The 23,023-nt window shown below is 68.8% G+C and carries 27 protein-coding genes and 4 tRNA genes; 24 read left to right on the forward strand and 7 right to left on the reverse strand.

The window, feature by feature from the left end; all coding sequences use genetic code 11:
• Positions 1-10 precede the first annotated feature (10 nt).
• Entirely contained in the window at positions 11-1,075 is a 1,065-nt protein-coding gene (locus HCA44_RS15435; RefSeq protein ID WP_169649932.1) for a DUF1214 domain-containing protein, read from the forward strand.
• Positions 1,072-1,944 carry a TIGR03619 family F420-dependent LLM class oxidoreductase gene (locus HCA44_RS15440; protein WP_169649934.1) on the forward strand — a complete coding sequence of 291 codons (873 nt, stop codon included), beginning with the start codon at positions 1,072-1,074 and terminating at the stop codon, positions 1,942-1,944. Before HCA44_RS15435 ends, HCA44_RS15440 begins: the two co-directional genes overlap by 4 nt.
• Positions 1,945-1,965: 21 nt before the next feature.
• On the opposite strand, the gene HCA44_RS15445 is transcribed toward HCA44_RS15440, so the two are convergent.
• From HCA44_RS15445 to HCA44_RS15455, 3 genes are all read right to left on the reverse strand, one after another.
• Positions 1,966-2,412, reverse strand: coding sequence for a hemerythrin domain-containing protein (locus HCA44_RS15445; protein WP_169649936.1), 447 nt, complete (start codon positions 2,410-2,412; stop codon positions 1,966-1,968).
• 104 nt (positions 2,413-2,516) lie between these two features.
• Positions 2,517-2,903, reverse strand: a complete 387-nt coding sequence (locus HCA44_RS15450) for a VOC family protein (RefSeq protein WP_169649939.1) — start codon at positions 2,901-2,903, stop codon at positions 2,517-2,519.
• Between the two features lie 76 nt (positions 2,904-2,979).
• Entirely contained in the window at positions 2,980-3,873 is an 894-nt protein-coding gene (locus HCA44_RS15455) for a 1,4-dihydroxy-2-naphthoyl-CoA synthase (protein ID WP_169649941.1), read from the reverse strand.
• A 55-nt stretch (positions 3,874-3,928) separates the two neighbouring features.
• Here HCA44_RS15455 and HCA44_RS15460 point away from each other — a divergent pair, with 55 nt between their 5' ends.
• Genes HCA44_RS15460 through HCA44_RS15470 form a run of 3 tightly spaced genes read left to right on the forward strand, consistent with a single transcriptional unit; the run spans position 3,929 to position 6,077 of the window.
• Positions 3,929-4,582 carry a PaaI family thioesterase gene (locus HCA44_RS15460; protein WP_169649943.1) on the forward strand — a complete coding sequence of 218 codons (654 nt, stop codon included), beginning with the start codon at positions 3,929-3,931 and terminating at the stop codon, positions 4,580-4,582.
• 2 nt (positions 4,583-4,584) lie between these two features.
• Complete coding sequence (locus tag HCA44_RS15465) at positions 4,585-5,583, forward strand: o-succinylbenzoate synthase (RefSeq protein WP_169649945.1); 999 nt, start codon at positions 4,585-4,587, stop codon at positions 5,581-5,583.
• Between the two features lie 47 nt (positions 5,584-5,630).
• Positions 5,631-6,077, forward strand: a complete 447-nt coding sequence (locus HCA44_RS15470; RefSeq protein WP_169649947.1) for a hypothetical protein — start codon at positions 5,631-5,633, stop codon at positions 6,075-6,077.
• Positions 6,078-6,184: 107 nt separating this feature from the next.
• On the opposite strand, the gene HCA44_RS15475 is transcribed toward HCA44_RS15470, so the two are convergent.
• Positions 6,185-7,003 carry a siderophore-interacting protein gene (locus tag HCA44_RS15475; RefSeq protein WP_169649949.1) on the reverse strand — a complete coding sequence of 273 codons (819 nt, stop codon included), beginning with the start codon at positions 7,001-7,003 and terminating at the stop codon, positions 6,185-6,187.
• A 126-nt stretch (positions 7,004-7,129) separates the two neighbouring features.
• Here HCA44_RS15475 and menD point away from each other — a divergent pair, with 126 nt between their 5' ends.
• Genes menD through HCA44_RS15495 form a run of 4 tightly spaced genes read left to right on the forward strand, consistent with a single transcriptional unit; the run spans position 7,130 to position 10,727 of the window.
• Positions 7,130-8,758 carry a 2-succinyl-5-enolpyruvyl-6-hydroxy-3-cyclohexene-1-carboxylic-acid synthase gene (gene menD / locus HCA44_RS15480; RefSeq protein WP_169649951.1) on the forward strand — a complete coding sequence of 543 codons (1,629 nt, stop codon included), beginning with the start codon at positions 7,130-7,132 and terminating at the stop codon, positions 8,756-8,758.
• Entirely contained in the window at positions 8,755-9,201 is a 447-nt protein-coding gene (locus HCA44_RS15485; protein WP_169649953.1) for a DUF3592 domain-containing protein, read from the forward strand. The genes menD and HCA44_RS15485 overlap by 4 nt, the downstream gene beginning before the upstream one ends.
• A 52-nt stretch (positions 9,202-9,253) precedes the next feature.
• A complete protein-coding gene (locus tag HCA44_RS15490) occupies positions 9,254-10,018 on the forward strand; it encodes a phosphatase PAP2 family protein (RefSeq protein ID WP_169649955.1) in 765 nt (254 codons plus the stop codon).
• A gap of 10 nt (positions 10,019-10,028) precedes the next feature.
• Positions 10,029-10,727, forward strand: a complete 699-nt coding sequence (locus HCA44_RS15495; protein WP_169649957.1) for a demethylmenaquinone methyltransferase — start codon at positions 10,029-10,031, stop codon at positions 10,725-10,727.
• A 30-nt stretch (positions 10,728-10,757) separates the two neighbouring features.
• On the opposite strand, the gene HCA44_RS15500 is transcribed toward HCA44_RS15495, so the two are convergent.
• Positions 10,758-12,041, reverse strand: coding sequence for a geranylgeranyl reductase family protein (locus HCA44_RS15500; RefSeq protein ID WP_346764743.1), 1,284 nt, complete (start codon positions 12,039-12,041; stop codon positions 10,758-10,760).
• A gap of 193 nt (positions 12,042-12,234) precedes the next feature.
• Here HCA44_RS15500 and HCA44_RS15505 point away from each other — a divergent pair, with 193 nt between their 5' ends.
• Complete coding sequence (locus HCA44_RS15505) at positions 12,235-13,272, forward strand: polyprenyl synthetase family protein (RefSeq protein WP_346764744.1); 1,038 nt, start codon at positions 12,235-12,237, stop codon at positions 13,270-13,272.
• A gap of 104 nt (positions 13,273-13,376) precedes the next feature.
• Complete coding sequence (htpX, locus tag HCA44_RS15510) at positions 13,377-14,246, forward strand: zinc metalloprotease HtpX (RefSeq protein WP_169649961.1); 870 nt, start codon at positions 13,377-13,379, stop codon at positions 14,244-14,246.
• Positions 14,247-14,305: 59 nt separating this feature from the next.
• On the opposite strand, the gene HCA44_RS15515 is transcribed toward htpX, so the two are convergent.
• A complete protein-coding gene (locus HCA44_RS15515) occupies positions 14,306-14,797 on the reverse strand; it encodes a YajQ family cyclic di-GMP-binding protein (protein ID WP_169649963.1) in 492 nt (163 codons plus the stop codon).
• A 208-nt stretch (positions 14,798-15,005) separates the two neighbouring features.
• On the opposite strand from HCA44_RS15515, the gene HCA44_RS15520 reads away from it, so the two are divergent.
• The 11 genes from HCA44_RS15520 (at position 15,006) to rplA (ending at position 19,722) form a co-directional block, all read left to right on the forward strand.
• Positions 15,006-15,088, forward strand: a tRNA-Tyr gene (locus HCA44_RS15520).
• A 182-nt stretch (positions 15,089-15,270) separates the two neighbouring features.
• Positions 15,271-15,343 (forward strand) — tRNA-Thr (locus HCA44_RS15525).
• Positions 15,344-15,382: 39 nt separating this feature from the next.
• Positions 15,383-15,455 (forward strand) — tRNA-Met (locus HCA44_RS15530).
• A gap of 51 nt (positions 15,456-15,506) precedes the next feature.
• Positions 15,507-15,674: a 50S ribosomal protein L33 gene (gene rpmG, locus HCA44_RS15535; RefSeq protein ID WP_003937613.1), complete on the forward strand. Its 168-nt coding sequence runs from the start codon at positions 15,507-15,509 to the stop codon at positions 15,672-15,674.
• A 222-nt stretch (positions 15,675-15,896) separates the two neighbouring features.
• Positions 15,897-16,385 carry a (3R)-hydroxyacyl-ACP dehydratase subunit HadA gene (hadA, locus tag HCA44_RS15540; protein ID WP_169650035.1) on the forward strand — a complete coding sequence of 163 codons (489 nt, stop codon included), beginning with the start codon at positions 15,897-15,899 and terminating at the stop codon, positions 16,383-16,385.
• A complete protein-coding gene (hadB, locus tag HCA44_RS15545) occupies positions 16,372-16,797 on the forward strand; it encodes a (3R)-hydroxyacyl-ACP dehydratase subunit HadB (protein WP_169649965.1) in 426 nt (141 codons plus the stop codon). Before hadA ends, hadB begins: the two co-directional genes overlap by 14 nt.
• Positions 16,798-16,949: 152 nt before the next feature.
• A tRNA-Trp gene (locus HCA44_RS15550) sits at positions 16,950-17,022 on the forward strand.
• A gap of 31 nt (positions 17,023-17,053) precedes the next feature.
• Entirely contained in the window at positions 17,054-17,521 is a 468-nt protein-coding gene (gene secE / locus HCA44_RS15555; protein WP_169649967.1) for a preprotein translocase subunit SecE, read from the forward strand.
• Positions 17,522-17,572: 51 nt separating this feature from the next.
• On the forward strand, positions 17,573-18,403 hold the full coding sequence (gene nusG, locus HCA44_RS15560) for a transcription termination/antitermination protein NusG (protein WP_169649968.1): 831 nt from the start codon (positions 17,573-17,575) through the stop codon (positions 18,401-18,403).
• Positions 18,404-18,478: 75 nt separating this feature from the next.
• Positions 18,479-18,913, forward strand: a complete 435-nt coding sequence (gene rplK / locus HCA44_RS15565; RefSeq protein WP_169649970.1) for a 50S ribosomal protein L11 — start codon at positions 18,479-18,481, stop codon at positions 18,911-18,913.
• Between the two features lie 92 nt (positions 18,914-19,005).
• Complete coding sequence (gene rplA, locus HCA44_RS15570; protein ID WP_169649972.1) at positions 19,006-19,722, forward strand: 50S ribosomal protein L1; 717 nt, start codon at positions 19,006-19,008, stop codon at positions 19,720-19,722.
• Positions 19,723-19,799: 77 nt separating this feature from the next.
• On the opposite strand, the gene HCA44_RS15575 is transcribed toward rplA, so the two are convergent.
• Positions 19,800-21,446: an MFS transporter gene (locus tag HCA44_RS15575; protein ID WP_169649974.1), complete on the reverse strand. Its 1,647-nt coding sequence runs from the start codon at positions 21,444-21,446 to the stop codon at positions 19,800-19,802.
• Positions 21,447-21,857: 411 nt separating this feature from the next.
• Between HCA44_RS15575 and rplJ the strand changes: the two genes are divergently transcribed.
• Both rplJ and rplL read left to right on the forward strand, forming a co-directional pair.
• Positions 21,858-22,406, forward strand: coding sequence for a 50S ribosomal protein L10 (rplJ, locus tag HCA44_RS15580; protein ID WP_169649976.1), 549 nt, complete (start codon positions 21,858-21,860; stop codon positions 22,404-22,406).
• Positions 22,407-22,481: 75 nt separating this feature from the next.
• On the forward strand, positions 22,482-22,874 hold the full coding sequence (gene rplL / locus HCA44_RS15585) for a 50S ribosomal protein L7/L12 (protein ID WP_169649978.1): 393 nt from the start codon (positions 22,482-22,484) through the stop codon (positions 22,872-22,874).
• The last annotated feature ends 149 nt before the right edge of the window (positions 22,875-23,023 follow it).

Genomic DNA, 23,023 nt, shown 5'->3' on the forward strand with positions numbered 1-23,023 from the left:
GGAAACCACCATGAACGCCACCTGGGAGAAGTTCTGCGCCGACCTCCGCGACGTCGGCACCATCCTGTCGGACCCGATCGTGCCCCAGGACGACCTGACACAGGCCGAGGGGGTGCGCTACCTGTCGCGCCTGCTGCGGTACGCGACGATCAACTGTGTCGAGTACACCGACCCGCGCTTGCCGGAGTTCACGTCCGCGCCGAACCCGAACATGATGACGAAGATCGGCGCCGACAATCCGGACAACATCTACATGCGCGCCAACATCTCCGGCAAGTACACCTACCGGATCACGGGAACCCGGGGCACCGTCCCGCTGGTGACATTCGGTTCGCGCATCAACCGGTACCACATCGACGGCACCATGCTGCAGACCGGCGACCTGCACATCCACGACCTCGAGGTCGACGAGCACGGTCGTTTCGAGTTCGTCGCGAGCGCGGAGAAGCCGACCGACGGGTCCGCGTGGCTGCCGATGGATCCGGAGAGCAACCTCATCTCGGTGCGGCAGACCTACCGGGACCGCCGCAGCGAGGTTCCAGCCGAGTTGTCGATCGAATGCCTCGACCCCGACGGCGAGTTCGTCCCGCTGACCGAGGCCGAGATGGGGCAACGCCTCGACAAGGCCATCGGCATGTTCCGCGGCACCGCGAACACCTTCCTGGAGTGGTCGCGCAAGTTCATGCCGCACGCGAACGAGATCTTCGACTGGGGCCAGGACTACTTCCAGAACGCCGGTGGCGATCCGACGATCTTCTACTTCCACGGTTACTGGAAGCTCGCCGAAAACGAGGCGTGGGTGATCGAGACCGAGGTCCCGAACTGCGAGTACTACAACTTCGTGCTCCAGAACTTCTGGGTGGAATCGCTCGACTACCGCCGGGCGAACATCTACGTCAACAATCACACCGCGAAGCTGAACGACGACGGGACGCTGACGATCGTGGTGTCCGCGAAGGATCCCGGGTACGGCAACTGGATCAGCACCGACGGTCACACCGAGGGCACGTGGGCGATGCGCTGGATCAAGGCCGACTCGCATCCCATCCCGACCGCCAAGGTGATCACGCTGTGAAATGGTCGCTTCCGGTCGCGATGATCGACGCGCGCGAGTTGCGTGACCTCGCGCGCGGTGCCGAGGACGCCGGCTTCGACTCGATCGCGTTGCCGGACTCGGTCTTCTACCCCGAAACCGTGTCCGCCCCGTACCCGTACTCGACGGACGGCACCAGGATGTGGACGGGGGAGACGCCGATGCCCGATCCCTTCGTCGCGATGACGTCGATGGCCGCCGTCACGGAACGGATCCGCTTCTACACCAACGTGCTCAAGCTGCCGCTGCGTGACCCGCTGCTCACTGCCAAGCAGATCGCGACGATGGCCGTGATGTCCGACAACCGGATCGCGATCGGTGTCGGACTGTCGTGGATCCCCGAGGAGTTCGCGTTCACGGGCACCGACATGCGTACCCGAGGTGCCCGCACCGACGAGGCGATCGAGATCGTGCGCGCGGTATGCGCGGGCCGCGGGCCGGAATGGGTCGAGCACCACGGCAGGCACTACGACTTCGACCGGTTGATGATCAGCCCGGCGCCGGACCGTCCGGTGCCGGTGTACGTGGGCGGGCACAGCGATGCCGGGCTGCGGCGCGCAGCGCGACTCGGCGACGGCTGGATCTCGGTGAACACCACGGCGGACGAGCTTGCCACCGCGATCGGGAAGCTCGATGCGCTGCGCGCCGAATACGGCCGCGCCGCAAAGCCCTTCGTCGTCAACGTGTCGCCCACCGGGGTGCGGGATCTCGACGGGTACCGGGAACTCGAGGAGCTCGGCGCCACCGAGTTCCGGGTGTCGCCGTGGCACCTGTACGGCGCCGACCCGGCCGATGCGCGCGCACGTCTGCGCGCAGTGCGCCGCTTCTCCGACGAGGTGATCGCCGCCTGACCGGTCGCGGGCCGTGGGCCTTCAGGAACCGAGCATCCGCTCGCCGGGATGTGCGCGTTGCCACGCGGCGATCGCGGCATCCCACTGGTCGCCGTCGAGCGTCGTGACCGACGCCGGGAACAGGGCGTCCTCTTCTTTCGCGATGTGTTCGTGGAGGTCGAACACCGCGCCCCGGAAGCTCTCGCGGTCGGCAGGCGCGGAGAAATCCATCGTGCGGAGGAAGGCGTCGAGATCACGGTGCTCGGCGACCAGCGGGGCGATGTAGTCGGCGAACATGTCGTCGCTCGCGAGGAGTTCGGCGAACAGTCCGTTCTCCTCGCCCTGCCAGTGCGTGCGGAGTTCGTCGGCCAGCGCGCGTGCGAGGCCGGCTGCCCGCGCAAGGTCGCCCGCATCCATCGCGCGCACGGCGTCGCCGCCCAGGTTCACCGCCCGCTCGTGCTCGGCGGTGTAGTCGCGTAGCAGGGGCATGTCACGACATCCGCAGTACTGGCACACGTCGAACCTCCCGGGTCGCAGCTGTGAGCGCATCCCACGCTATCGCGCCGAGCGACGGCCGGGGCCGTGCGCGGCCGTCACGGCGTCCGCGAGTCCCGTCGGATCGGGTGGTCGGCCGGAATCTCGACGAGGACGATCGGGATGCCGTCGGGGTCGGCGATCCACAGCTCGTGCAGACCCCACGGCTCCTGTCGCGCTTCGCGGACGATCTTGATGCCTGCCAGCACGAGTTCGGTCTGCGCGGCGGTGATGTCGCGCACCTGCAGCCACAGCGCGCCGTCGAAGCGGGACGACTCGCCGGCCCCGCCGTGCGCCGCGATCTCGACGAGGCCTTGGCCCGCGAAGAAGACCGTGCCACCGGGATACTCACGCGCGATCGCCAGCCCGAGCACGTCGCGGTAGAACGCGAGTGTCGCGTCGTAGTCGCGCGGCCGAAGGATCGTTCGGCTGCTGAGAACTTCCACGTGCATGCCCTCCTAACCCCTGCGCGCACGCGCCGCCGCGTCCACGCCGTCGTTTCCGCGACCTCGACTGTTCCGGTCAGAAATGCCAGGGATGCCCGGACCAGTCGGGGTCGCGCTTCTCGAGGAACGAGTCGCGGCCCTCGACTGCCTCGTCGGTCATGTAGGCGAGACGTGTCGCCTCGCCCGCGAACAACTGCTGACCCACGAGTCCGTCGTCGGTGAGATTGAACGCGTACTTGAGCATGCGCTGCGCCTGTGGCGACTTGCCGAGGATCTTGCGTCCCCACTCGATGCCGACATTCTCGAGCTCGTCGTGGTCGACGACGCGGTTGACCGCGCCCATCTGGTGCATCTGCTCCGCGGTGTACGGCTCGCCGAGGAAGAAGATCTCCCGGGCGAACTTCTGTCCCACCATCTTCGCGAGGTACGCGCTGCCGAAGCCGCCGTCGAAGCTGCCGACATCGGCATCGGTCTGCTTGAACCGAGCGTGCTCGCGCGAGGCGAGCGTCAGGTCGCACACGACGTGGAGGCTGTGGCCGCCGCCCGCGGCCCACCCGCCCACGAGCGCGATGACGACCTTGGGCATGAAGCGGATGAGCCGCTGCACCTCGAGGATGTGCAGCCGGCCCGCACGTGCCGGGTCGACGGTGTCGGCGGTCTCGCCTCCCGCGTACTGGTAGCCACTGCGGCCGCGGATACGTTGATCGCCACCCGAGCAGAACGCCCACCCGCCGTCCTTCGGGCTCGGCCCGTTGCCGGTGAGCAGCACCGCACCGACGTCGGACGTCTGCCGCGCGTGGTCGAGTGCGCGGTAGAGCTCGTCGACGGTGTGTGGCCGGAAAGCGTTGCGTACCTCGGGCCGGTCGAACGCGACGCGGACGATGCCGTGCGTGACGTGCCGGTGGTACGTGATGTCGGTGAGGTCCTCGAAACCGGGGACGGTGCGCCAGAGCTGCGGGTCGAAGGTCACGCCTCGACAATAGGCCCGGACCGCATGCGGCGGTGCGACCGGTTACCGTGCAGCCATGACCAGCGACGCGAACCGGGCGGACGGCGTGGTGCCCGAGGACGATCCCGAATACGAGCACCACGGCGGCTTCCCGAGGTACGAGATCGCCGAGCCCGGCCCCGAATGGGGGCGGTTCGTCGAGGCGATGCGCACGATGCAGGATCGCGCCGTGTCTATCGACGCACCGGGCGAACTCGTCGCCGATGTCGCCGACCGGCTCGAGAAGATCGTCGACGAACTCACGCCCTACGTCGTCCCCGAGGGCCGCTCGCCCGCAGGTCGCGTCCTCGACCTGCCCGGCCGGGGCAGCCTGCTGATGTTGCCGTGGCAGATCGAGAAGTTCGACGCCGACGGTGTCCGCAGCCGCGGCGTGTTCCGGCGCTACCACCTGGGCGGCAACGGCGTCGCGCACGGCGGCACGCTGCCGCTGCTGTTCGACGACCTCATGGGCATGATCGTGCACGCGTACGGCCGTCCGATCAGTCGCACCGCCTACCTGCACGTCGACTATCGTGCCGTCACCCCGCTCGACACCGAACTCGTCGCCGAGGGCGCGGTCGAGCGCGTCGACGGCCGCAAGACGTTCGTCAAGGCGCGCCTGCTGCACGGGGACACCCTGCTCGCGGAGTGCGAGGCGCTCATGATCCAGCTGCTGCCGGGGCAGCGGTAGCCGTGCGACTGCCCGCACTCGCCGACGTCCTCGCCGACGCCGTCGTGCTGCAACTCCCCATGCGAGTGCGCTTCCGTGGCATCACCGTTCGCGAGGCGATGCTCGTGCGTGGTCCCGCCGGATGGGGCGAGTTCGCGCCGTTCGTCGAGTACCCCGACGACGAGGCCGCCGACTGGCTGCTCGCGGGCCTCGAAGCCGCGTGGGCAGGCGTGCCCGCACCGGTGCGCGAGCGGGTCCCGGTCAATGCGACGGTGCCTGCGGTGCCCGCCTCGGACGTGCCCGCCGTCGTCGCACGCTTCGCCGGGGCGCGCACCGCAAAGGTCAAGGTCGCCGAGCGCGGCCAGACCCTGGCCGACGATCTCGCGCGCGTCGATGCGGTGCGCGCGCTCGTGCCGCACGTGCGCGTCGATGCGAACGGTGGCTGGTCCGTCGACGACGCCGTGACGGCCTTGCGCGCGCTCACCGAGAACGGCACCCTCGAGTACGCCGAACAGCCGTGTGCGACCGTCGCCGAACTCGCGCAGGTGCGGGCCCGGGTGCCCGGTGTGCGGGTCGCGGCCGACGAGAGCATCCGGCGCGCCGACGATCCGCTCGCGGTGGTGCGCGCGGGTGCCGCGGACGTCGCCGTCGTGAAGGTCGCTCCGCTCGGTGGTGCTCGGCGGCTGCAGCGTCTCGCCGCCGAACTCGCGGATTACGGCGTGCCTGTCGTGGTGTCGAGTGCCCTCGACACGGCCGTCGGCATCGGTGTCGGCACGTCGGCGGCCGCGGCGCTGCCGGAGCTGGATTTCGCGTGCGGCCTCGGCACCGGGAGGCTGTTCGTGGAGGACGTTGCAGACCACGGGCCGGACGAATCCGGCACGCTCGTGACTGGTACGGTCGTGCCAGACTGGGCCCGCCTGCGTGCCCTCGCCGCACCGCCCGACCGCGTGCGCTGGTGGACGGACCGGCTGCGCCGCGCTCACGCCGTGCTCGAGCGGCGCGGGGTCGAGATCGTCGTATAGCGTAAGCGCCCGGACTGATCGCAGAGCCGAATACGGAGGCATTGAAAGTGGTTGCAGCACTTAAGGAAACACTCCTCGACGAGTCCCGCACCAGCGAGGTCGTCGCGGACGTCCAGAACCTCGTCGACGCCGAGGTCGCCGACAAGTCGGGAGCGTCCGGACTCGCACTCAAGGGCGGCTACGCCGCGGTCAAGAAGGTCGGGCCGTCCATCGTCCCCGACGCCATCGAGGGTCTGCTGCCCGCATTCGTCGACAAGCTCGAGCCCTACTGGCAGGACTTCGCAGGCAGTGGCGAGTCGTCGTTCGCCGACTTCCTCGCCGCGCGGGGCGACGCCGCGGCCGATTCCCTGCTCGGCGTCACCGACACGCGCATCGAGGGCAGCGACCGCGCCGCCGTCAAGAAGGTGTACTCGTCGCTGCGTGGCTCGGCGAAGAAGCATGTCGTCGAGGCGCTTCCCCGTCTGGGCGCGCTCGTGCAGAAGTACGCGGGCTGAGTTCACGCGACACAGCGCATGCAACGCCGTTGGGGCGGGCGGGTCGAGTACCTGCCCGCCCCAACGGCGTTCGTCGTTCGGTGTCGAGACGCGGCGTGGCCGCTGTGTCACGACGCGGCGTGGCCGCGGCGCCAGAACCCGGTGAAACTGATGTCCCCCTTGTCGAATCCCCGGTCGCGCACGAGGTGTCTGCGCAGCTCGGTCGGCAGCGCGCTCTCGCCGGCGACGAAGGTGTAGGCGCGCCCCGCCGGCAACTCGGCCTCGCGCACCGCCGCGAGCGCGTCCATGCCGTGTTCGGCCGACGTGCGCACGATCCATCGCATCTCGACGCCGTCGGGCACCGTCACCTCCTGCCGGTCGCGTTCGTCGGGGATCTCGACGAAGACGTGTGCGCGAAATCCCTCGGGTGCCGAGTCGAGGATCCCCGCGATCGCGGGCAGTGCGCTCTCGTCGCCCACGAGCAGGTGCCAGTCGGACGCGGCGGGTGGGTTGTAGATCAGGCCCTCGTCGAGCAGGCCCACCTCGTCGCCTTCCGACGCGGAGCGCGCCCACTGTGACGCCGGACCGGTGTCGCCGTGGTCGGCGAAGTCGATGTCGATCTCGGTGTGCTCGCCGAACCGCCCCGCGCCCGGCGTACGCAGCGCGCGGATCGTGTAGTTGCGCACGATCGGCCGCACGGCCTCGGGCATGAGCTTGAACTGCGCGTACCACATCTTGCTCGACGCGGTGGGCAGTCGGAGCTCAGTCTGCCCCGGTCGGGGGAGGAACAGCCGGAACCATTGATCGGCGCCCATCGGGGCGATCGAGTCCAGCTCGGGCCCGGTCACCGTGACGCGTACGAAGTGCGGACTGACGCGCTCGCTCGCGGCGACGCGCGCGCGGACGATGCTCGGGTTCTCCGGCTTGACGTACTTGCTTCGTGCCATTCGGCTGTCCTCTACTGTGCGAGTTGCTTCATAGGTAACCCTAACCTGGGATCGGGCGAGGCGGCAGTGCCGATCGCCGATCGGGGTGATGCGGCGCGTCTCGCCGCAGTCTGACAATCTTGAGGAGTGAACCCGTCCACCGCCCAGGCCACCGCAGTCGTCGACGAACTCGCGCGCGGCGGCGTCCGCGACGTGGTGCTGTGCCCCGGTTCGCGCAATGCGCCGCTGGCCTTCGCGCTCGAGGCGGCCGATCGCGACGGACGGTTGCGCCTGCACATGCGGATCGACGAGCGCACCGCGGGCTTTCTCGCGCTCGGACTGGCCGTCGCGAGCGGCAGGCCGGTCCCGATCGTGATGACCTCCGGCACCGCCGTCGCGAACCTCGGCCCCGCTGTTCTCGAGGCCAACTACGCACGCCTTCCGCTCGTGGTCCTCAGCGCCAACCGGCCCTACGAGATGCTCGGCACCGGCGCCAACCAGACCGTCGAGCAACTCGGTCTGTTCGGCAGTCAGGTGCGCACCACGATCAGCCTGGGCCTCGCGGAAGGCGGCCCCGATGCGGGCACGCTCGCCGAGCAGAACAGCAAGTGGCGTGCGGCGGTGTGCCGCGTCCTCGCGGCCGCACGGGGCACCCGATCCGGCAACGCGGGCCCGGTGCACTTCGACATTCCGCTCCGTGAGCCGCTCGTGCCCGAACATCACATGCCCGGGTCCGTCGCGGAGGGCCGCCCCGACGGCGCCGCCTGGACCACGACGCAGCACGCCACTCTCGACGTGCCGATGGACCTCGACCTCACACCCGACACGCTCGTCGTCTCCGGGCACGGCTCCGCCCTGCGACCCGAGCTCGCGGGCCTGCCCACCGTCGCCGAACCCACCGCACCGGTACACGGATTCGCAGTCAACCCACTCGCGTTGGCCCACTTGAGCCCACGGCAGGCGATCATCACCGGCCGCCCCACGCTGCACCGGCAGGTGTCGGCGGTGCTCGCCGATCCCGCCGTCGACGTCTACGCCCTCACCACCGGCCCCCGCTGGCCCGACGTGTCCGGCAACGTCCGCGCCACCGGCACCCGCGCCGTCACCACCGGCACACCGGACGGTGCGTGGCTCGCCCGGTGCGCGAACGTCTCGTCGCGTGCCGACGCCGCGGTGCGTGGCCAGCTCGCGTCGCACCCGCACGTCACCGGGTTGCACGTCGCGGCCGCGGTGGTGGACTCGGCGCGCAGCGGCGACCAACTGCTGCTCGGCGCGTCCAACCCGGTCCGCGACGCGGCGCTCGTCGGCAGGCCCGCGGACGGCGTCGCGGTCGTGTCGAACCGCGGTGTCGCCGGCATCGACGGCACCGTGTCGAGTGCCGTCGGCGCCGCACTCGTCCATTCCGGCCGCACGATCGCGTTGCTCGGCGACCTCACCTTCCTGCACGACGCGTCGGGGCTGCTGATCGGTCGCGGCGAGCCGCGGCCCGCCGACCTCACGATCGTCGTCGCCAACGACGACGGCGGAGGGATCTTCGAGCTCCTCGAACAGGGTGACCCGCAGTACTCCGGCGTGTTCGAACGGATCTTCGGCACCCCACACGGCATGGACCTCGCCGCGTTGTGCGCCGCCTACCGCATCCACCACGAGGCCGTCGACCTCGAAGGACTGCGCAAGGCCCTCGACGCGTCGAACGACGGCATCCGCGTCCTCGAGGTCGCCACCGATCGTTCCGGGCTGCGCGAGCTCCACGCCGCAGTCCGTGCGGCACTGTGAGCGCCCTCGGACGCATCCGTCGCGGCGTGCTCGTCGCGGCGATCGGGATCTCGGTGCTCGCGGCGCTGCTCGTGGTCGGTGCGTGGCGTAACGACAGCACGATCGAGGCGGACATGGGTGTCGACACCGCCGAGGTGCTCTCCGCGGGCTCGCTGCGCTCGGCTGTCAGCTTCGTCACGCCCGACGGCGTCACGCACAATCCCGAGCTCGGTGTGCTCTACCCCACGAACCTCACGGTCGGGCAGCGCATCGAGGTCGAGTACGCGAAGTCCGATCCCGACCTCGTACGCGTGGCGGGGCGCTCCGCCGCCGTCGCGATCGTGCCCGCGGCGTCCGTCGTGGTGGTGACGTGGCTCGTCGCGGTACCGGCCATGTGGTACCTGCGGCGGTCCGACCAGGACGACGCTTCGTCGCACTCGGAACCCTCGACGACCTCGGGGTGATCCCCGGGCACCTCGCGACGAGGTGCCCCGGCGCCTGTACCGTCGTTCACCTATGCGCCCTCGCCCGTTCGCCCCCACGTCACTCGTGTTCCCCGCGTCGCTCGTGGCGGTCGCGGTCGTCGTGCTGACGGTGTGTCACGCGCTGACGTCGCCCAGCGCCGCGGTGTACCGCGCGCTCGTCCCGCACACCGCGTCGCTGCCCGGTATGGGGCTCGTCGCGGAAATCGCGATCCTGTTGCTGATCGCGATGTTCGCGTGGGCCGCGTGGAGCGTGCGCGGCGGCCCGTACGCGCGCATCTCGGCGATACTCACGGGCGGGGTGGGGGTGGTCGTCGCATATCTCGCGAGCGAACTCGTCAAGACCGTCGTCACCGAGGAGCGTCCCTGCCGTGCCGAGGTGGTCCTCGCGGAGTGTCCCGAGGTGGGCGACTGGTCGTTCCCCAGCAACCACACCGGCATCGCGTTCGGCCTCGCGGCCGCCGTCGGCATCCTCGTGCCGCGCCTGTTGTGGGCGGCCCTGCCCGTCGCCGCGCTCGCGGGCGCCGCGCGCGTGCTGCAGGGTGCGCACTATCCGCACGATGTCGTGGCAGGCGCTGCGTGGGGTCTCCTCGTCACGGTCGCCGTCGCGATCCTGCTCAATCCGGTCACCGCGACCGCGGTGCGCTCGCTCGCGACGTCGAACCCGCTCGTCGCGCAGTGGATCGGCCGCCCGCAGGTCGCGCGCGAACCGGCGGCGCCGCACGAGGCGGGGGCCGGGACCGAGGAGGACGCAGACACCGGCGACGCCCACGATCGCGTCCCACGGGCTCGTTGGTAGCGTCGCTACCGTGGCTACCAGGCAGGGCTCGCGTGCGACCCTCGACAAGGATCCCCGCGACGTCGCGTCGATGTTCGACGGCGTCGCCAAGCGCTACGACCTCACCAACACGGTGCTGTCGTTCGGTCAGGATCGGGGCTGGCGTCGTGCCACGCGCACCGCGCTCGGCTTGAACCCCGGCGAGCGGGTACTCGACCTCGCGGCGGGCACCGGGGTGTCGACCGTCGAACTCTCCCGCTCGGGTGCATGGTGCGTGGCCACCGACTTCTCGCTCGGCATGCTGTCGGCGGGCGCGGAGCGGAACGTGCCGAAGGTGGCAGGCGATGCGATGCACCTGCCGTTCGCCGACGGCGTGTTCGACGCCGCGACGATCTCGTTCGGGCTGCGCAATGTGTCCGATTTCGACGCGGGGCTGCGCGAGATCGCGCGCGTCACCAAGCCGGGCGGCAGGCTCGTGGTGTGCGAGTTCTCGACGCCCGTGTTCGCGCCCTTCCGCACCGTCTACATGGAGTACCTCATGAAGGCGCTCCCGCGGGTCGCCGAGACCGTGAGCAGCAACCCGGACGCGTACGTGTACCTCGCGGAGTCGATCCGTGCGTGGCCCGACCAGGCCGAACTCGCCGAGCGTATCGCCGCCGCCGGCTGGCACGGCGTGCAGTGGCGCAATCTCACCGGGGGCATCGTCGCCCTGCATCGCGCGACGCGCTGAGCAGTGCTCTGCGCGACGCGCGCGGCAGGGCTAGGCGAACAGCGGCCGCCTGTCGAGCGCGCGGGAAGCAGTACCTGCGCCCCGCCACAGCCGCGCCGTCAGATCGGCATCCGCGTCGTCGACGAGATTGCCCATCACCCGCACCGCCGCCGTCATCGCGAGCCGCGAGCGCATCGCGACCGGCCCCGCGGCGGGCAGCACCCGTGGCACCGTCACGATCGCAGCCAGTCGCCGTGCGACGGAGAACGCCCTGCCGTAGTGCTCGCGCAGCGTCGCGGGCCACGCGACGGCCAGGTCGGGCTCGTCGAGCAGGTGCGCGAGCAGTCGGCCGCCCTCGAGCCCGTAGTCGATGCCTTCACCGTTGAGTGGGTTGACGCATGCTGCCGCGTCGCCGACGAGCGCCCAGTTGGGTCCCGCGACACCCGACACCGCGCCGCCCATCGGCAGCAGTGCCGAGGTGACGTCGCGCGGCGGCGTCGTGAAATCCCACTCGTCGCGCATCCGTGAGACGTAGCTGTCGAGCAGCGGGCGCAGTGCCCCCGGGGCGCCACGCTTCGACGTCGCGAGCGTGCCCACACCGAGGTTGACGTCGCCACCGCCGATGCCGCTGCCGAGCGGGAAGATCCAGCCGTAGCCGGGATGGAGCGTGCCGTCGTCGCCGCGCAACTCGAGGTGCGACGTGATCCACGGGTCGTCGCTGTGGGGAGTCGCGACGTAACTGCGTGCCGCGACGCCGTATGCGGTGTCGCGGTGCCACCGACGCCCGAGCACCTTGCCGAGCGGGGAGCGCACGCCGTCCGCGACGACGAGCGTGCGGCAGCGCACCGTGCGCGTACCGTCCGGCGTGTCGAACACCACGGCCGTGACGCGGCCCGCGCTGCGTTCGACGTCGACGGCGCGGGCCCGTGCGACGACCGTCGCGCCCTCCTCGGCCGCCTGTGCACGGACGCGGTCGTCGAACTCGGTGCGCCGCACGGCGCTGCCCACCGTCGGGAACGGGCCGGCGGGCCATTCGAGCTCGTGGGTGTGGCCGAAGCCGATCAGGCGCAGACCCCTGCTCCTGGTGTGCTCCCGAACCCAGTCGCCGAGGCCGAGGCGGTCCAGTTCCGCGATCGCGCGTGGCGTCAGGCCGTCGCCGCACGTCTTGTCGCGCGGGAACTCGGCGGCATCGGCCAGGACGACGTCGCGGCCTGAACGCGCGGCCCACGCGGCCGCCGACGACCCCGCAGGCCCGGCCCCGACGACCAGGACCTCGGTGGTGTCGGGCAGCGCGCCCGCTGGACGTTGCCTGCCGGGATGTTGCGTATCGGACACGCCGGTCATCCTCGCACTCGCGTCGGTCACGGCATGCACTCGTGTGGCTGACGACATGGCCGGGCCCGGGCGAGCGCGCACCGGCCGGGCGCACACAGTAGGTTTCGGTGGAAGTAGGTTCGGGTCCGACACAGTAGGTTCTTCTACCGTGACAACACGGCCGTCGCCGACGACAGGATTGGGATCAGACATCGTGAGTACCGAGGGGACCGCGCACGCCGCTGCGGACGCACAGGGCACTGTGGTCGCAGGGGTCGATCTGGGCGAGCCTGCGCTCGCGGCCACGGTCCGCGCGGGTCTGGCCGACGTCGAGGAACTGCTCGTCACCGAGCTGTCCGGGGGCGAGGACTTCCTCACCGAAGCCGCACTGCACCTGGCGAAGGCCGGGGGCAAGCGGTTCCGGCCGCTGTTCACGGTGCTCACCGCGCAACTCGGCCCCAAGCCGTCGGACCCCGACGTCGTCACGGCGGCCACCGTGGTCGAGCTCGTGCACCTGGCGACGCTCTACCACGACGACGTCATGGACGAAGCCGCGATGCGTCGCGGTGCGACCAGCGCGAACGCCCGGTGGGGCAACAGTGTCGCGATCCTCGCGGGCGACTACCTCTTCGCACACGCCTCGCGGCTGGTGTCGACGCTCGGCCCGGAAGCGGTCACCACCATCGCCGAGACGTTCGCCGAACTCGTCACCGGCCAGATGCGCGAGACGATCGGCGCGAAGGCCGAACAGGATCCCGTCGACCACTACCTCGAGGTCGTGTGGGAGAAGACGGGTTCGCTCATCGCGGCGGCGGGCCGCTTCGGCGGCACCTTCTCGGGTGCGTCCGAAGACCAGGTCGAGCGGCTCGGCCGGCTCGGCGACATCGTCGGCACCGCCTTCCAGATCTCCGACGACATCATCGACATCTCCTCGGTTGCGGCACAGTCCGGCAAGACGCCCGGCACCGACCTCCGCGAGGGCGTGCACACCCTTCCCGTGCTGTACGCGCTGCGCGACGAGGGTGCCGACTCCGATCGGCTGCGCGAGCTGCTGGCCGGTCCGGTGGACGAGGACTCCGCCGTCGCCGAGGCCCTCGAACTGCTGGGGCGCTCGGCGGGCATGGCCGCCGCGAAGGCGAAACTCGGCGAGTACGCCGATCGCGCCCGCACGGAGCTCGCGGCGTTGCCGCAGGGGCCCGCGAACCACGCGCTCGCCCGGCTCGTCGACTACACGATCGAGCGGGTCGGCTGACGCGCGTTCGCGCATCCCGCAATCCTGCCGTCGGGTGATCGGGAACTCGCGCGTGTGATTCGGACGTTCTTCTTGCGAACGACTCGACAGGAAGGGCGGGAGCCGTGAACAGCTTCTCCAACGGCGCGAAGACTTTCGGACTGCTCGTGGGCATGTCCGCACTCATCGTCTTCATCGGATCGCTGTTCAACAACAGCACGATCCTGGTGGTGGCGATCGTATTCGCGGTCGCGATGAACGGCTACGTCTACTTCAACAGCGACAAGCTCGCTCTCAAGTCGATGCACGCGCAGCCGGTCACCGAGGTCCAGGCGCCCGAGATGTACCGGATCGTGCGCGAACTCGCGACGACCGCGCACCAGCCGATGCCGCGGCTCTACATCAGCCCGACGCAGGCGCCCAATGCCTTCGCGACGGGCCGCAACCCGCGTAACGCGGCGGTGTGCTGCACCACCGGCATCCTGCAGTTGCTCAACGAGCGCGAGTTGCGCGCGGTGCTCGGGCACGAGCTGTCGCACGTGTACAACCGCGACATCCTCATCTCGTCGATCGCGGGCGCGATGGCCGCGGTCATCTCCGGTCTCGCGAACTTCGCGATGTTCGCGAACATGTTCGGCGGCCGCGGTGGGGGCCAGAACGCGAACCCGATCGCGCTGCTTCTCGTGTCTCTCCTCGGCCCGATCGCGGCGACCGTCGTCAAGCTCGCGGTGTCGCGCTCGCGGGAGTACCAGGCCGATCAGTCGGGTGCCGAGCTGACGGGCGACCCGCTGGGTCTGGCGTCGGCGCTGCGCAAGATCGAGGCGGGCGCGCAGGCGGCACCGTTGCCGCCCGACCCGAAGATCGAGGCGCAGTCGCACGCGATGATCGCGAACCCCTTCCGCGCGGGCGAGCGTGCGGCGCGGCTGTTCTCGACGCACCCGCCCATGAACGAACGCATCGAGCGGCTCGAACGCATGGCGTACGGCGACCGCTGAGGCCCCGCCCCGCCCCGGCCCCGACGCGGGGCCGGGGTCGGCAGGCATGGGGGAGCGGGTCAGCGGTAGTTGACGAACTGCAGCGCGATGCCGAAGTCCTCGTTCTTGAGCAGGGCGATCACGGCCTGGAGGTCGTCGCGCTTCTTGCTGGTGACACGCAACTCGTCGCCCTGGATCTGCGCCTTGACACCCTTCGGGCCTTCGTCGCGGATCTTCTTCGAGATCTTCTTCGCGTTCTCGCTGGAGATCCCCTGTACGAGGGAACCGGTGAGCTTGAACGACTTGCCCGATTGCTGCGGTTCGCCGGCGTCGAAGGCCTTGAGCGAGATGTCGCGGCGGATCAGCTTCTCCTTGAACACCTCGAGCGCGGCCTGGAGACGCTCCTCGGTCTCCGCGGTGAGGGTGATCGCTTCGTCGCCTGCCCAGTCGATCGACGCACCGGTGCCACGGAAGTCGTAGCGGGTCGACAGCTCCTTGGCGGCCTGATGCAGCGCGTTGTCGACCTCCTGACGGTCGACTTTGCTCACCACGTCGAAGGACGAATCTGCCACTGGTATCTCTCCCGGTTCGAGTTCGAGGTGCCCATTGCGGGCGGGTCGGCCTCGACGCTATCGGGTGCGGACCGCCGGTATCCACCCGTTCGCCCGCCGGCAGGCACCCGGTCCGCATGGCTGTATGCACCCGGTTTGCATTGTGGGGGGCGGTTCGTTGTATTCTTCCATCCGCAGCGCAGAGGCCTCGGCCGGTATGCGCTGCAACGGCAGGTTGCCCGAGCGGCCAATGGGAGCGGACTGTAAATCCGTCGGCTTACGCCTACGTAGGTTCGAATCCTACACCTGCCACACCCCGGAACCCCCGGCGAGCACATGCCCGCCGGGGGTTCCGGCGTGAGGGTCGAGAGCCGACCCGCGAGCGCACGGGGTGTTGTCCGCCGAACGTCGCTGAACAGGCAATTTGGTGGAGGGCGCGAACTCTGTGTAATCTCGTCAAGGCTTCGGCGCGCAGCACTGCGCGAATGAAGCACGCCCCCTTAGCTCAGTCGGCAGAGCGTTTCCATGGTAAGGAAAAGGTCGACGGTTCGATTCCGTCAGGGGGCTCGCTGGATTGAGGTGGCACCTCGCGTGCCGCACCACCGAGGCGGTGTAGCTCAGTTGGTAGAGCAAACGACTCATAATCGTTGCGTCGCCGGTTCAAGTCCGGTCACCGCTACACAGTACGAATGATCGACCATGATCAGAACCACCCGAAAGAAGGCATCACGTGGCCTCCTCGACTGACGTCCGGCCCAAGATCACCTTGGCCTGCGAGGTTTGCAAGCACCGCAACTACATCACCAAGAAGAATCGTCGCAACGATCCCGACCGCCTCGAGCTGAAGAAGTTCTGCCCGAACTGCGGCACGCATCGCGCGCACCGCGAGTCCAAGTAGAACCTGCGTCGCACCGGGGCCGCGGCGGCACACGCCGTCGGGCCCCGTTTGCTCGTGAGGACGTGACGGCGACGCGTGCCGGGCTCGGCCCGGCCGTCGCGCCGCGGGGTGAAAGGTGACCAGAGCGTGACTGAGACCGACGTGAAGAACCCAGAGGGCTCCGCGACGGACGCCGTACCTGCCGATGCCGTGACGTTCGATCCCGCCGAGAACGCGAAGGCCATGGTCGGCCACCACTACCGCGTCGAGGACTTCTACGAGGTCGGCCGCGAGAAGGTGCGCGAGTACGCGCGGGCCGTGCAGGACTACCACCCCGCGCACTGGAGCGAGGACGCCGCGAAGGGGCTCGGCTACGACGGCCTGCTCGCGCCGCTCACGTTCATCTCGCTCGTCGGCATCATCGCGCAGAACCGGCTGTTCTCCGAGATCGTGCGTGGATACGACTTGAGCCAGATCATGCAGACCGATCAGGTGTTGCAGTTCCATCGTCCGATCCAGGTCGGCGACCGGCTCGTGTGCGATGTCTACCTCGATTCGTTCCGGCAGGTCGCGGGCAGCGATCTGATCGTCACGAAGAACATCGTGTCCGACCAGCACGACGAGCTGGTCATGACCACGTACACGACGCTCGTGGCACGCAGCGGCGGCGAGGTCGACGAGCAGTGGATGGACTCGGTGCGAGAGGTGGTGATGCACGGTGTCGCTTCGTAGATTCGACGACGTCCAGGTCGGGGAGGAGTTGCCCGATCGCATCGTCAAGCTCACGCGTGGCGATCTCGTCAACTACGCAGGCGTGTCCGGCGATGCCAACCCGATCCACTGGAGCGACGAGGTCGTGGCGCTGGCCGGCCTGCCGAATGTGGTCGCGCACGGCATGCTGTCGATGGGATTGGGTGCGGGGTTCGTCACCGAGTGGCTCGGCGACCCCGGTGCGGTCACCGAGTACAGCGTGAGGTTCACCAGCCCGGTCTACGTCGAGGCGGGCAGGGCTGCGTCGGTCGAGTTCACCGGCAAGGTGAAGTCGGTCGACGGGGAAAACAGGACGGCAGTGGTCGCTATCGTGGCGAAGTCCGAGGGCAAGAAGATCTTCGGACGGGCCACGGCAACGGTTCGCCTGGCGTGACCAGGCGGATTGGGTTAGTTCCGGGGCATTGAAGTACACTGAGATTTCTGGGGTTGCCTAGCGCTGCGCGCTGCCCTTCGATCCGTTTCGGCGGATGTGACGGGTGGCGCGCGTGTTGTGTAGCCGCAGAGCGGTGGGTTCCGATCCACCGAAGGGGCGTAGCTCAATTGGCAGAGCAGCGGTCTCCAAAACCGCAGGTTGCAGGTTCAAGTCCTGTCGCCCCTGCCCTGGAATGCCAGCGACCGAGAGGAACGACGTGAGCGAGGATCGCGCGAAGCGCGACGGCGACACTTCCGGGTCCGTCGACCCCGAGGGCGTCGACGCCACCGGCTCCGCTCGCTCCGTCGCACCCACCGGCAAGCCGAGCGGCAAGCGTCGCGGCCGGGCAACCGGCGCGAACTCCGACGACGGCGCAGGTGCGCGTGGCAAAGTGACTGTCGCGGACTCGCGGTCCGCGCGCACGAAAACTGCAGACGGCAAGACAGCCGGCAACGGCAAGGCAGCCAAGAAAAAGAAGTCCGCCGACCGCAAGGAGAACATCTTCAAGCGGCTCGTCCGGTTCTTCCGCGAGGTCGTCGCCGAGCTCCGCAAGGTCATCTGGCCCAACCGCAAGCAGATGGTCACCTACACGACCGTCGTGCTCGTGTTCGTGGCGTTCATGGTGGCATTCATCGGACTTCTCGACCTCGGCGTCATCAAGGGCGTCACCTGGTTGTTCGGCTGATCCGGTCCGCTGGATCGACGCCACGAGTCACGAAAGGAAGCGAGTGCCCCAGTGAGCACCCCCGAGAACGACACGAATGAGGCCACGGCCGACGACGCCGCGGTCGACGAGCGTGTCTCTGCCGAGGCGGCCGCCGAAGTGGACGTCGAGGCTGCCACGGAGGACGCCGATTCCCAGGCCGACGCCGCGGGCGATGCGGACGCCGCCGTGTCCGGCGACGCGGCAGCGGTCGACGAAGCAGAGGTGGACGAAGCAGAGGTCGACCCGGTTGCGGAGTTCAAGGCCGCGCAGCGGCGCGCGCCGGGCGACTGGTATGTCATCCACTCGTACGCCGGCTACGAGAACAAGGTGAAGGCCAACCTCGAGACTCGCGTCCAGAACCTCGACGTGGGCGACTACATCTTCCAGGTCGAGGTGCCCACCGAGTCGGTCACCGAGATCAAGAACGGCCAGCGCAAGCAGGTCAACCGCAAGGTGCTGCCGGGCTACATCCTGGTGCGGATGGAACTCAACGACGAGTCGTGGGGCGCGGTGCGCAACACGCCGGGAGTCACAGGCTTCGTCGGCGCCACGTCGAGGCCGTCGCCGCTGTCGATCAACGAGGTCGTCAAGTTCCTGCTCCCGCAGCAGGACCAGAAGAAGACGGCCGCAGCACCGGCCGCCGGTGGCGAACAGGCCGCGGGCGAGGCGGTCGCGAAGCCGGCCATCGAGGTCGACTTCGAGGTCGGCGAGTCGGTCACCGTCATGGACGGCCCGTTCGCCACGCTTCCCGCGAGCATCAGCGAGGTCAACGCCGAGCAGCAGAAGCTCAAGGTCCTGGTGTCGATCTTCGGTCGTGAGACGCCGGTCGAGTTGGGCTTCAACCAGGTCGAGAAGATCTGACGCGGCGCGACCGCACATCGAACTTGCACTGCAGTACGCAAGAACCACACCCAGCAAGAAACTAGGAACGAAAAGATGCCCCCCAAGAAGAAGAAGCTCGCAGGGCTGATCAAGCTTCAGATCCAGGCCGGTCAGGCCAACCCTGCTCCGCCCGTCGGTCCCGCGCTGGGCCAGCACGGCGTGAACATCATGGAGTTCTGCAAGGCCTACAACGCGGCGACCGAGTCGCAGCGTGGCAACGTGATCCCGGTCGAGATCTCGGTCTACGAAGACCGTTCGTTCGACTTCAAGCTCAAGACCCCGCCTGCCGCCAAGCTGCTCCTCAAGGCAGCGGGCGTGCAGAAGGGCTCGGGCGAGCCGCACAAGACCAAGGTGGCGTCGGTCACCATGGACCAGGTGCGCGAGATCGCGAAGACCAAGCAGGAAGACCTCAACGCGAAGGACATCGAGCAGGCCGCGAAGATCATCGCAGGCACCGCGCGCTCGATGGGCATCACCGTCAACGGCTGATCCGCCTCCGCACCCCCGTGGGAGGGCCGGCCAGGCCCCGTCACCACATCGATCCATTCGCCCACACGGGCGAGACGTTAGGACGTGAAGACATGGCACAGCGCAGCAAGGCGTATCGCGCCGCAGCCGAGAAGATCGACAGCAGCAAGCTCTACAGCCCCCTCCAGGCTGCGAAGCTCGCGAAGGAAACCTCGTCGTCCAAGATGGACGCGACCGTCGAGGTCGCGGTTCGCCTGGGCGTCGACCCCCGCAAGGCGGACCAGATGGTGCGCGGCACCGTCAACCTGCCCAACGGCACCGGCAAGACGGCACGTGTCGTCGTGTTCGCCGTCGGCGAGAAGGCCGCCGAGGCCGAGGCCGCAGGCGCCGACGCGGTGGGCTCCGAGGACCTCATCGAGCGCATCCAGGGTGGCTGGACCGACTTCGACGCCGCGATTGCGACGCCGGACCAGATGGCCAAGGTCGGCCGCATCGCCCGCGTGCTGGGACCGCGTGGCCTGATGCCGAACCCGAAGACCGGCACGGTCACGGCGGACGTCACGAAGGCTGTCAACGACATCAAGGGCGGCAAGATCAACTTCCGCGTCGACAAGCAGGCCAACCTGCACTTCGTGATCGGCAAGGCGTCCTTCGACGACGCGAAGCTGGTCGAGAACTACGGCGCCGCGCTGGACGAGATCCTGCGTGCGAAGCCGTCGTCGGCGAAGGGCCGCTACGTCAAGAAGGTCACGGTTTCGACCACCACCGGACCGGGCATCCCGGTGGACCCGAACCGCACGCGCAACCTTCTCGAGGACACCGACGCGTAAGTCGCTTCGACGAAACAGCGCAGAAGGGCCGGCACGGACATTCCGTGCCGGCCCTTCTGGTGTCTGTGGGTGCCGCGCTACTCGTCACCGTCGCGGAACGCGACCGTCCGGTCACCGTCGCGGAACGCGACTGTCCGGTCACCGTCGCGGAACGCGAGCATGGTGCCGCGGCCGTCGGGCCGCCACGGCATGAACACCGCGACCGCGATCGCCGCGAGCACGACGGCCCCGCTCGCGACGAGTGACGCGGTCGTGACGCCCTCGAGCACCGTGGTCTTCATCGTGAGGATCAGCTCCTCCCGGCGGCTGTCGAGGAAGGCAGGCAGGTCTGCCTTGCGGATCTCGAGGACGCTGAGCACCGATGCACTCGCGAAGTCCTTCTGGTCGTCGGTCATGAGGGTCGCGGGCACCGCGTCGAGAGCCGGACGGATCCTGGTCGTGTAGTACGACGCGACGATCGAGCCGAGCACTGCGACGCCGAGGGTGCCGCCGATCTCGCGGGTCGTGTCGTTGACGGCTGATCCCGCGCCTGCCTGGTCGAGCGGGAGCGTGGACATGATCGACTCGGTCGCAGGGCCCTGCACGATGCCGATGCCGAGGGCCATCGACACCATCGACGGGAGCACGACCGTGAGGTAGCTGCTGTCCACCTCGACCGTGCCCGCGATGAACAGTCCGACCGCGGTGAACGCGAGGCCGAGCACGATGACGGCGGCGGCGCCGACGCGTTGGGCGAGCAAGGTCGCGATCGGTGCGCCGAGTGCGACGGCGACCGCGAACGGGAGAGACGCGATGCCGAACGCGAGCGGGCTGTACTCCCGCACTCCCTGGAAGTACTGCGTGATGAGGAACAGGAAGCCGAACAGCGAGAAGTAGGCGACAGCGATGGCGAGTGCGGGCAGTGCGAACCTGCGGTTGCGGAAGAGCCGGAGGTCGAGGATCGGGTGCGTCACGCGCAGCTCGCGCCACACGAACGCGGCGAGCGCGACGACGGCGAGCGTGGCCGCGGTGAGGGTCGTGGGCGAGAGCCACCCGTGGTGCGGCGCTTCGATGATTGCCCACACGAGCACGGTGATGCCGACGACCGAGGTCACGATGCCGACGAGGTCGAACCGTCCGACGGTCGTCGCGCGCGATTCGGGCACGAGCGCGAGCACGGCGAGCACGGCGACCGCTGCCACCGGCACGTTCATCCAGAACACCGAGTGCCAGCTGAAGTGCTCGAGCAGCCACCCGCCCGCCGTGGGGCCGATCGCGATCGCGAACCCGGCCATCGCGGTCCACGCCGCGATCGCGAGTGCGCGTTCGCGGGCGTCGGTGAAGATGTTGATGATCAGCGCGAGCGTCGCGGGGAAGACCGCGGCGGCGAACACGCCCATCGCGGCGCGTGCGGCGATCACCTGTTCGAGCGAGCCGGAGAGGGCACCGGCGGTCGACATCGCCGCGACGCCCACGAGGCCGACGACCATGATCCGCCTTCGGCCGTACCGGTCGCCGAGGTTGCCGAACGCGAGGAGCAGGCCCGCGAAGGTGAGGGTGTACGCGTCGACGACCCACTGCAGCCCGCTCACCGAGGTGCGCAGTTCGACGCCGAGCGACGGCAGGGCGACGTTGACGACCGTGTTGTCGAGCACGACGAGGAGTTCGGCGAGGCAGATCACGGCCAGTGCCGCGAATCGGCGTACGCGGGAGAGCCCGGGTACGGGCGGGGTGAGAACCGTCATGCCGAGCACCGTAGCAATACATGTAACTACGTGTAACGGGTATATCCCGGAGTTGTGCGCCCCGTCGTCCGAGCGTGGACGATTTTGCAGGTGGTGGGCGCTTCGCGTACTCTGTCCTACGGAGTTCGTTCGGTTCGAGCGTCCTCCATCCCGAAATCATGTTCTACCCGAGACCGTTGGTGATCATGTCCGGCTGCGCCGGTCGTGATTGAAAGCCCGGACCTGTCCGGCGGCCCACGCAGGAGAACGAGGTGAGGGACGGCGCCGCGGTGCGAGCTGCGACTGCCTTCTCTGTGACGCCCCGTGGCCTGCGCCCGGGGCGTTTTGCATGTTCAGGGTGTGTCAGTCGGCAACCCCGATCGGCGCGCGGTCGAAGCTGGGGACAACGACTGTCACGAGAGGAGGCGAAGTATGGCAAAGCCTGAGAAGGTTTCCGCGGTTGCGGAGATCACCGAGCAGTTCAAGGGTTCGACTGCCGCTGTGATCACGGAGTACCGCGGTCTCTCGGTGGGCAGCATCACGACTCTGCGACGCGCTCTCGGAGAAGGTGCCACCTACTCCGTCGCCAAGAACACCCTGGTCAAGCGCGCCGCTGCAGAAGCGGGCGTCGAGGGTCTTGACGATCTGTTCGTCGGTCCGACCGCCATTGCATTCATCAAGGGCGAGCCGGTCGACGCCGCGAAGGCGCTGAAGAACTTCGCGAAGGACAACAAGGCTCTCGTCATCAAGGGCGGCTACATGGACGGCGCTCCGCTGTCCGTGCAGCAGGTCGAGCAGATCGCGGACCTCGAGTCCCGCGAGGTCCTGCTGGCCAAGCTCGCCGGCGCGATGAAGGGCAACTTGGCAAAGGCCGCAGGCCTGTTCAACGCTCCCGCGTCGCAGGTGGCCCGTCTGGCCGCCGCGCTGCAGGAGAAGAAGGCTGCCGAGGGCGGGTCGTCCGCCGAGGCCGCCGAAAGCTGATCCGCACCCGCGCATCACTGACAACCCCGCCCGGTCGCGGATCGGCGACATGGGACTTACAGGAAGGACGCCACAATGGCGAAGCTCAGCACTGAAGAACTGCTCGACCAGTTCAAGGAACTCACCCTCCTCGAGCTCTCGGAGTTCGTGAAGGCCTTCGAGGAGACCTTCGAGGTCACCGCGGCTGCTCCGGTCGCCGTCGCCGCTGCGGGTGCCCCCGCTGCCGGTGGCGAGGCTCCGGCCGAGTCGGAGCAGGACGAGTTCGACGTCATCCTCGAGGGTGCAGGCGACAAGAAGATCCAGGTCATCAAGGTCGTCCGTGAGGTCGTCTCGGGCCTGGGCCTGAAGGAAGCCAAGGACCTCGTCGAGGGCGCTCCGAAGCCGATCCTGGAGAAGGTCGCCAAGGAAGCTGCCGACGCTGCCAAGGAGAAGCTCGAGGCTGCCGGCGCATCGGTCACCGTCAAGTAAGACCTTCGCGGCGTGTCGCCGCCGGGCGCGATTCGACCCGGCGGCGCGTTCCGAGAACGTCCGAGAGGGCCGTTCCCCCATCGTGGGGAACGGCCCTCTCGTCGTCTCACGGCACAAGCGCTCCTCGGATGTGTTATGGGACAGGTAAT

It is taken from the genome of Rhodococcus sp. HNM0569 (genome assembly GCF_012726205.1).
In the GTDB taxonomy this organism is placed as follows: domain Bacteria; phylum Actinomycetota; class Actinomycetes; order Mycobacteriales; family Mycobacteriaceae; genus Rhodococcus_F.

What these genes read in the sequence shown, in the direction of transcription:
- HCA44_RS15435 (WP_169649932.1), top strand. Translation starts at nt 11, where the DNA reads ATGAACGCCACCTGGGAGAAGTTCTGCGCCGACCTCCGCGACGTCGGC.
- HCA44_RS15445 (WP_169649936.1), bottom strand. Translation starts at nt 2,412, where the DNA reads ATGCCCCTGCTACGCGACTACACCGCCGAGCACGAGCGGGCGGTGAAC.
- HCA44_RS15460 (WP_169649943.1), top strand. Translation starts at nt 3,929, where the DNA reads ATGACCAGCGACGCGAACCGGGCGGACGGCGTGGTGCCCGAGGACGAT.
- HCA44_RS15475 (WP_169649949.1), bottom strand. Translation starts at nt 7,003, where the DNA reads ATGGCACGAAGCAAGTACGTCAAGCCGGAGAACCCGAGCATCGTCCGC.
- HCA44_RS15490 (WP_169649955.1), top strand. Translation starts at nt 9,254, where the DNA reads ATGCGCCCTCGCCCGTTCGCCCCCACGTCACTCGTGTTCCCCGCGTCG.
- hadA (WP_169650035.1), top strand. Translation starts at nt 15,897, where the DNA reads ATGGTCGGCCACCACTACCGCGTCGAGGACTTCTACGAGGTCGGCCGC.
- rplK (WP_169649970.1), top strand. Translation starts at nt 18,479, where the DNA reads ATGCCCCCCAAGAAGAAGAAGCTCGCAGGGCTGATCAAGCTTCAGATC.
- rplA (WP_169649972.1), top strand. Translation starts at nt 19,006, where the DNA reads ATGGCACAGCGCAGCAAGGCGTATCGCGCCGCAGCCGAGAAGATCGAC.
- HCA44_RS15575 (WP_169649974.1), bottom strand. Translation starts at nt 21,446, where the DNA reads ATGACGGTTCTCACCCCGCCCGTACCCGGGCTCTCCCGCGTACGCCGA.
- rplJ (WP_169649976.1), top strand. Translation starts at nt 21,858, where the DNA reads ATGGCAAAGCCTGAGAAGGTTTCCGCGGTTGCGGAGATCACCGAGCAG.
- rplL (WP_169649978.1), top strand. Translation starts at nt 22,482, where the DNA reads ATGGCGAAGCTCAGCACTGAAGAACTGCTCGACCAGTTCAAGGAACTC.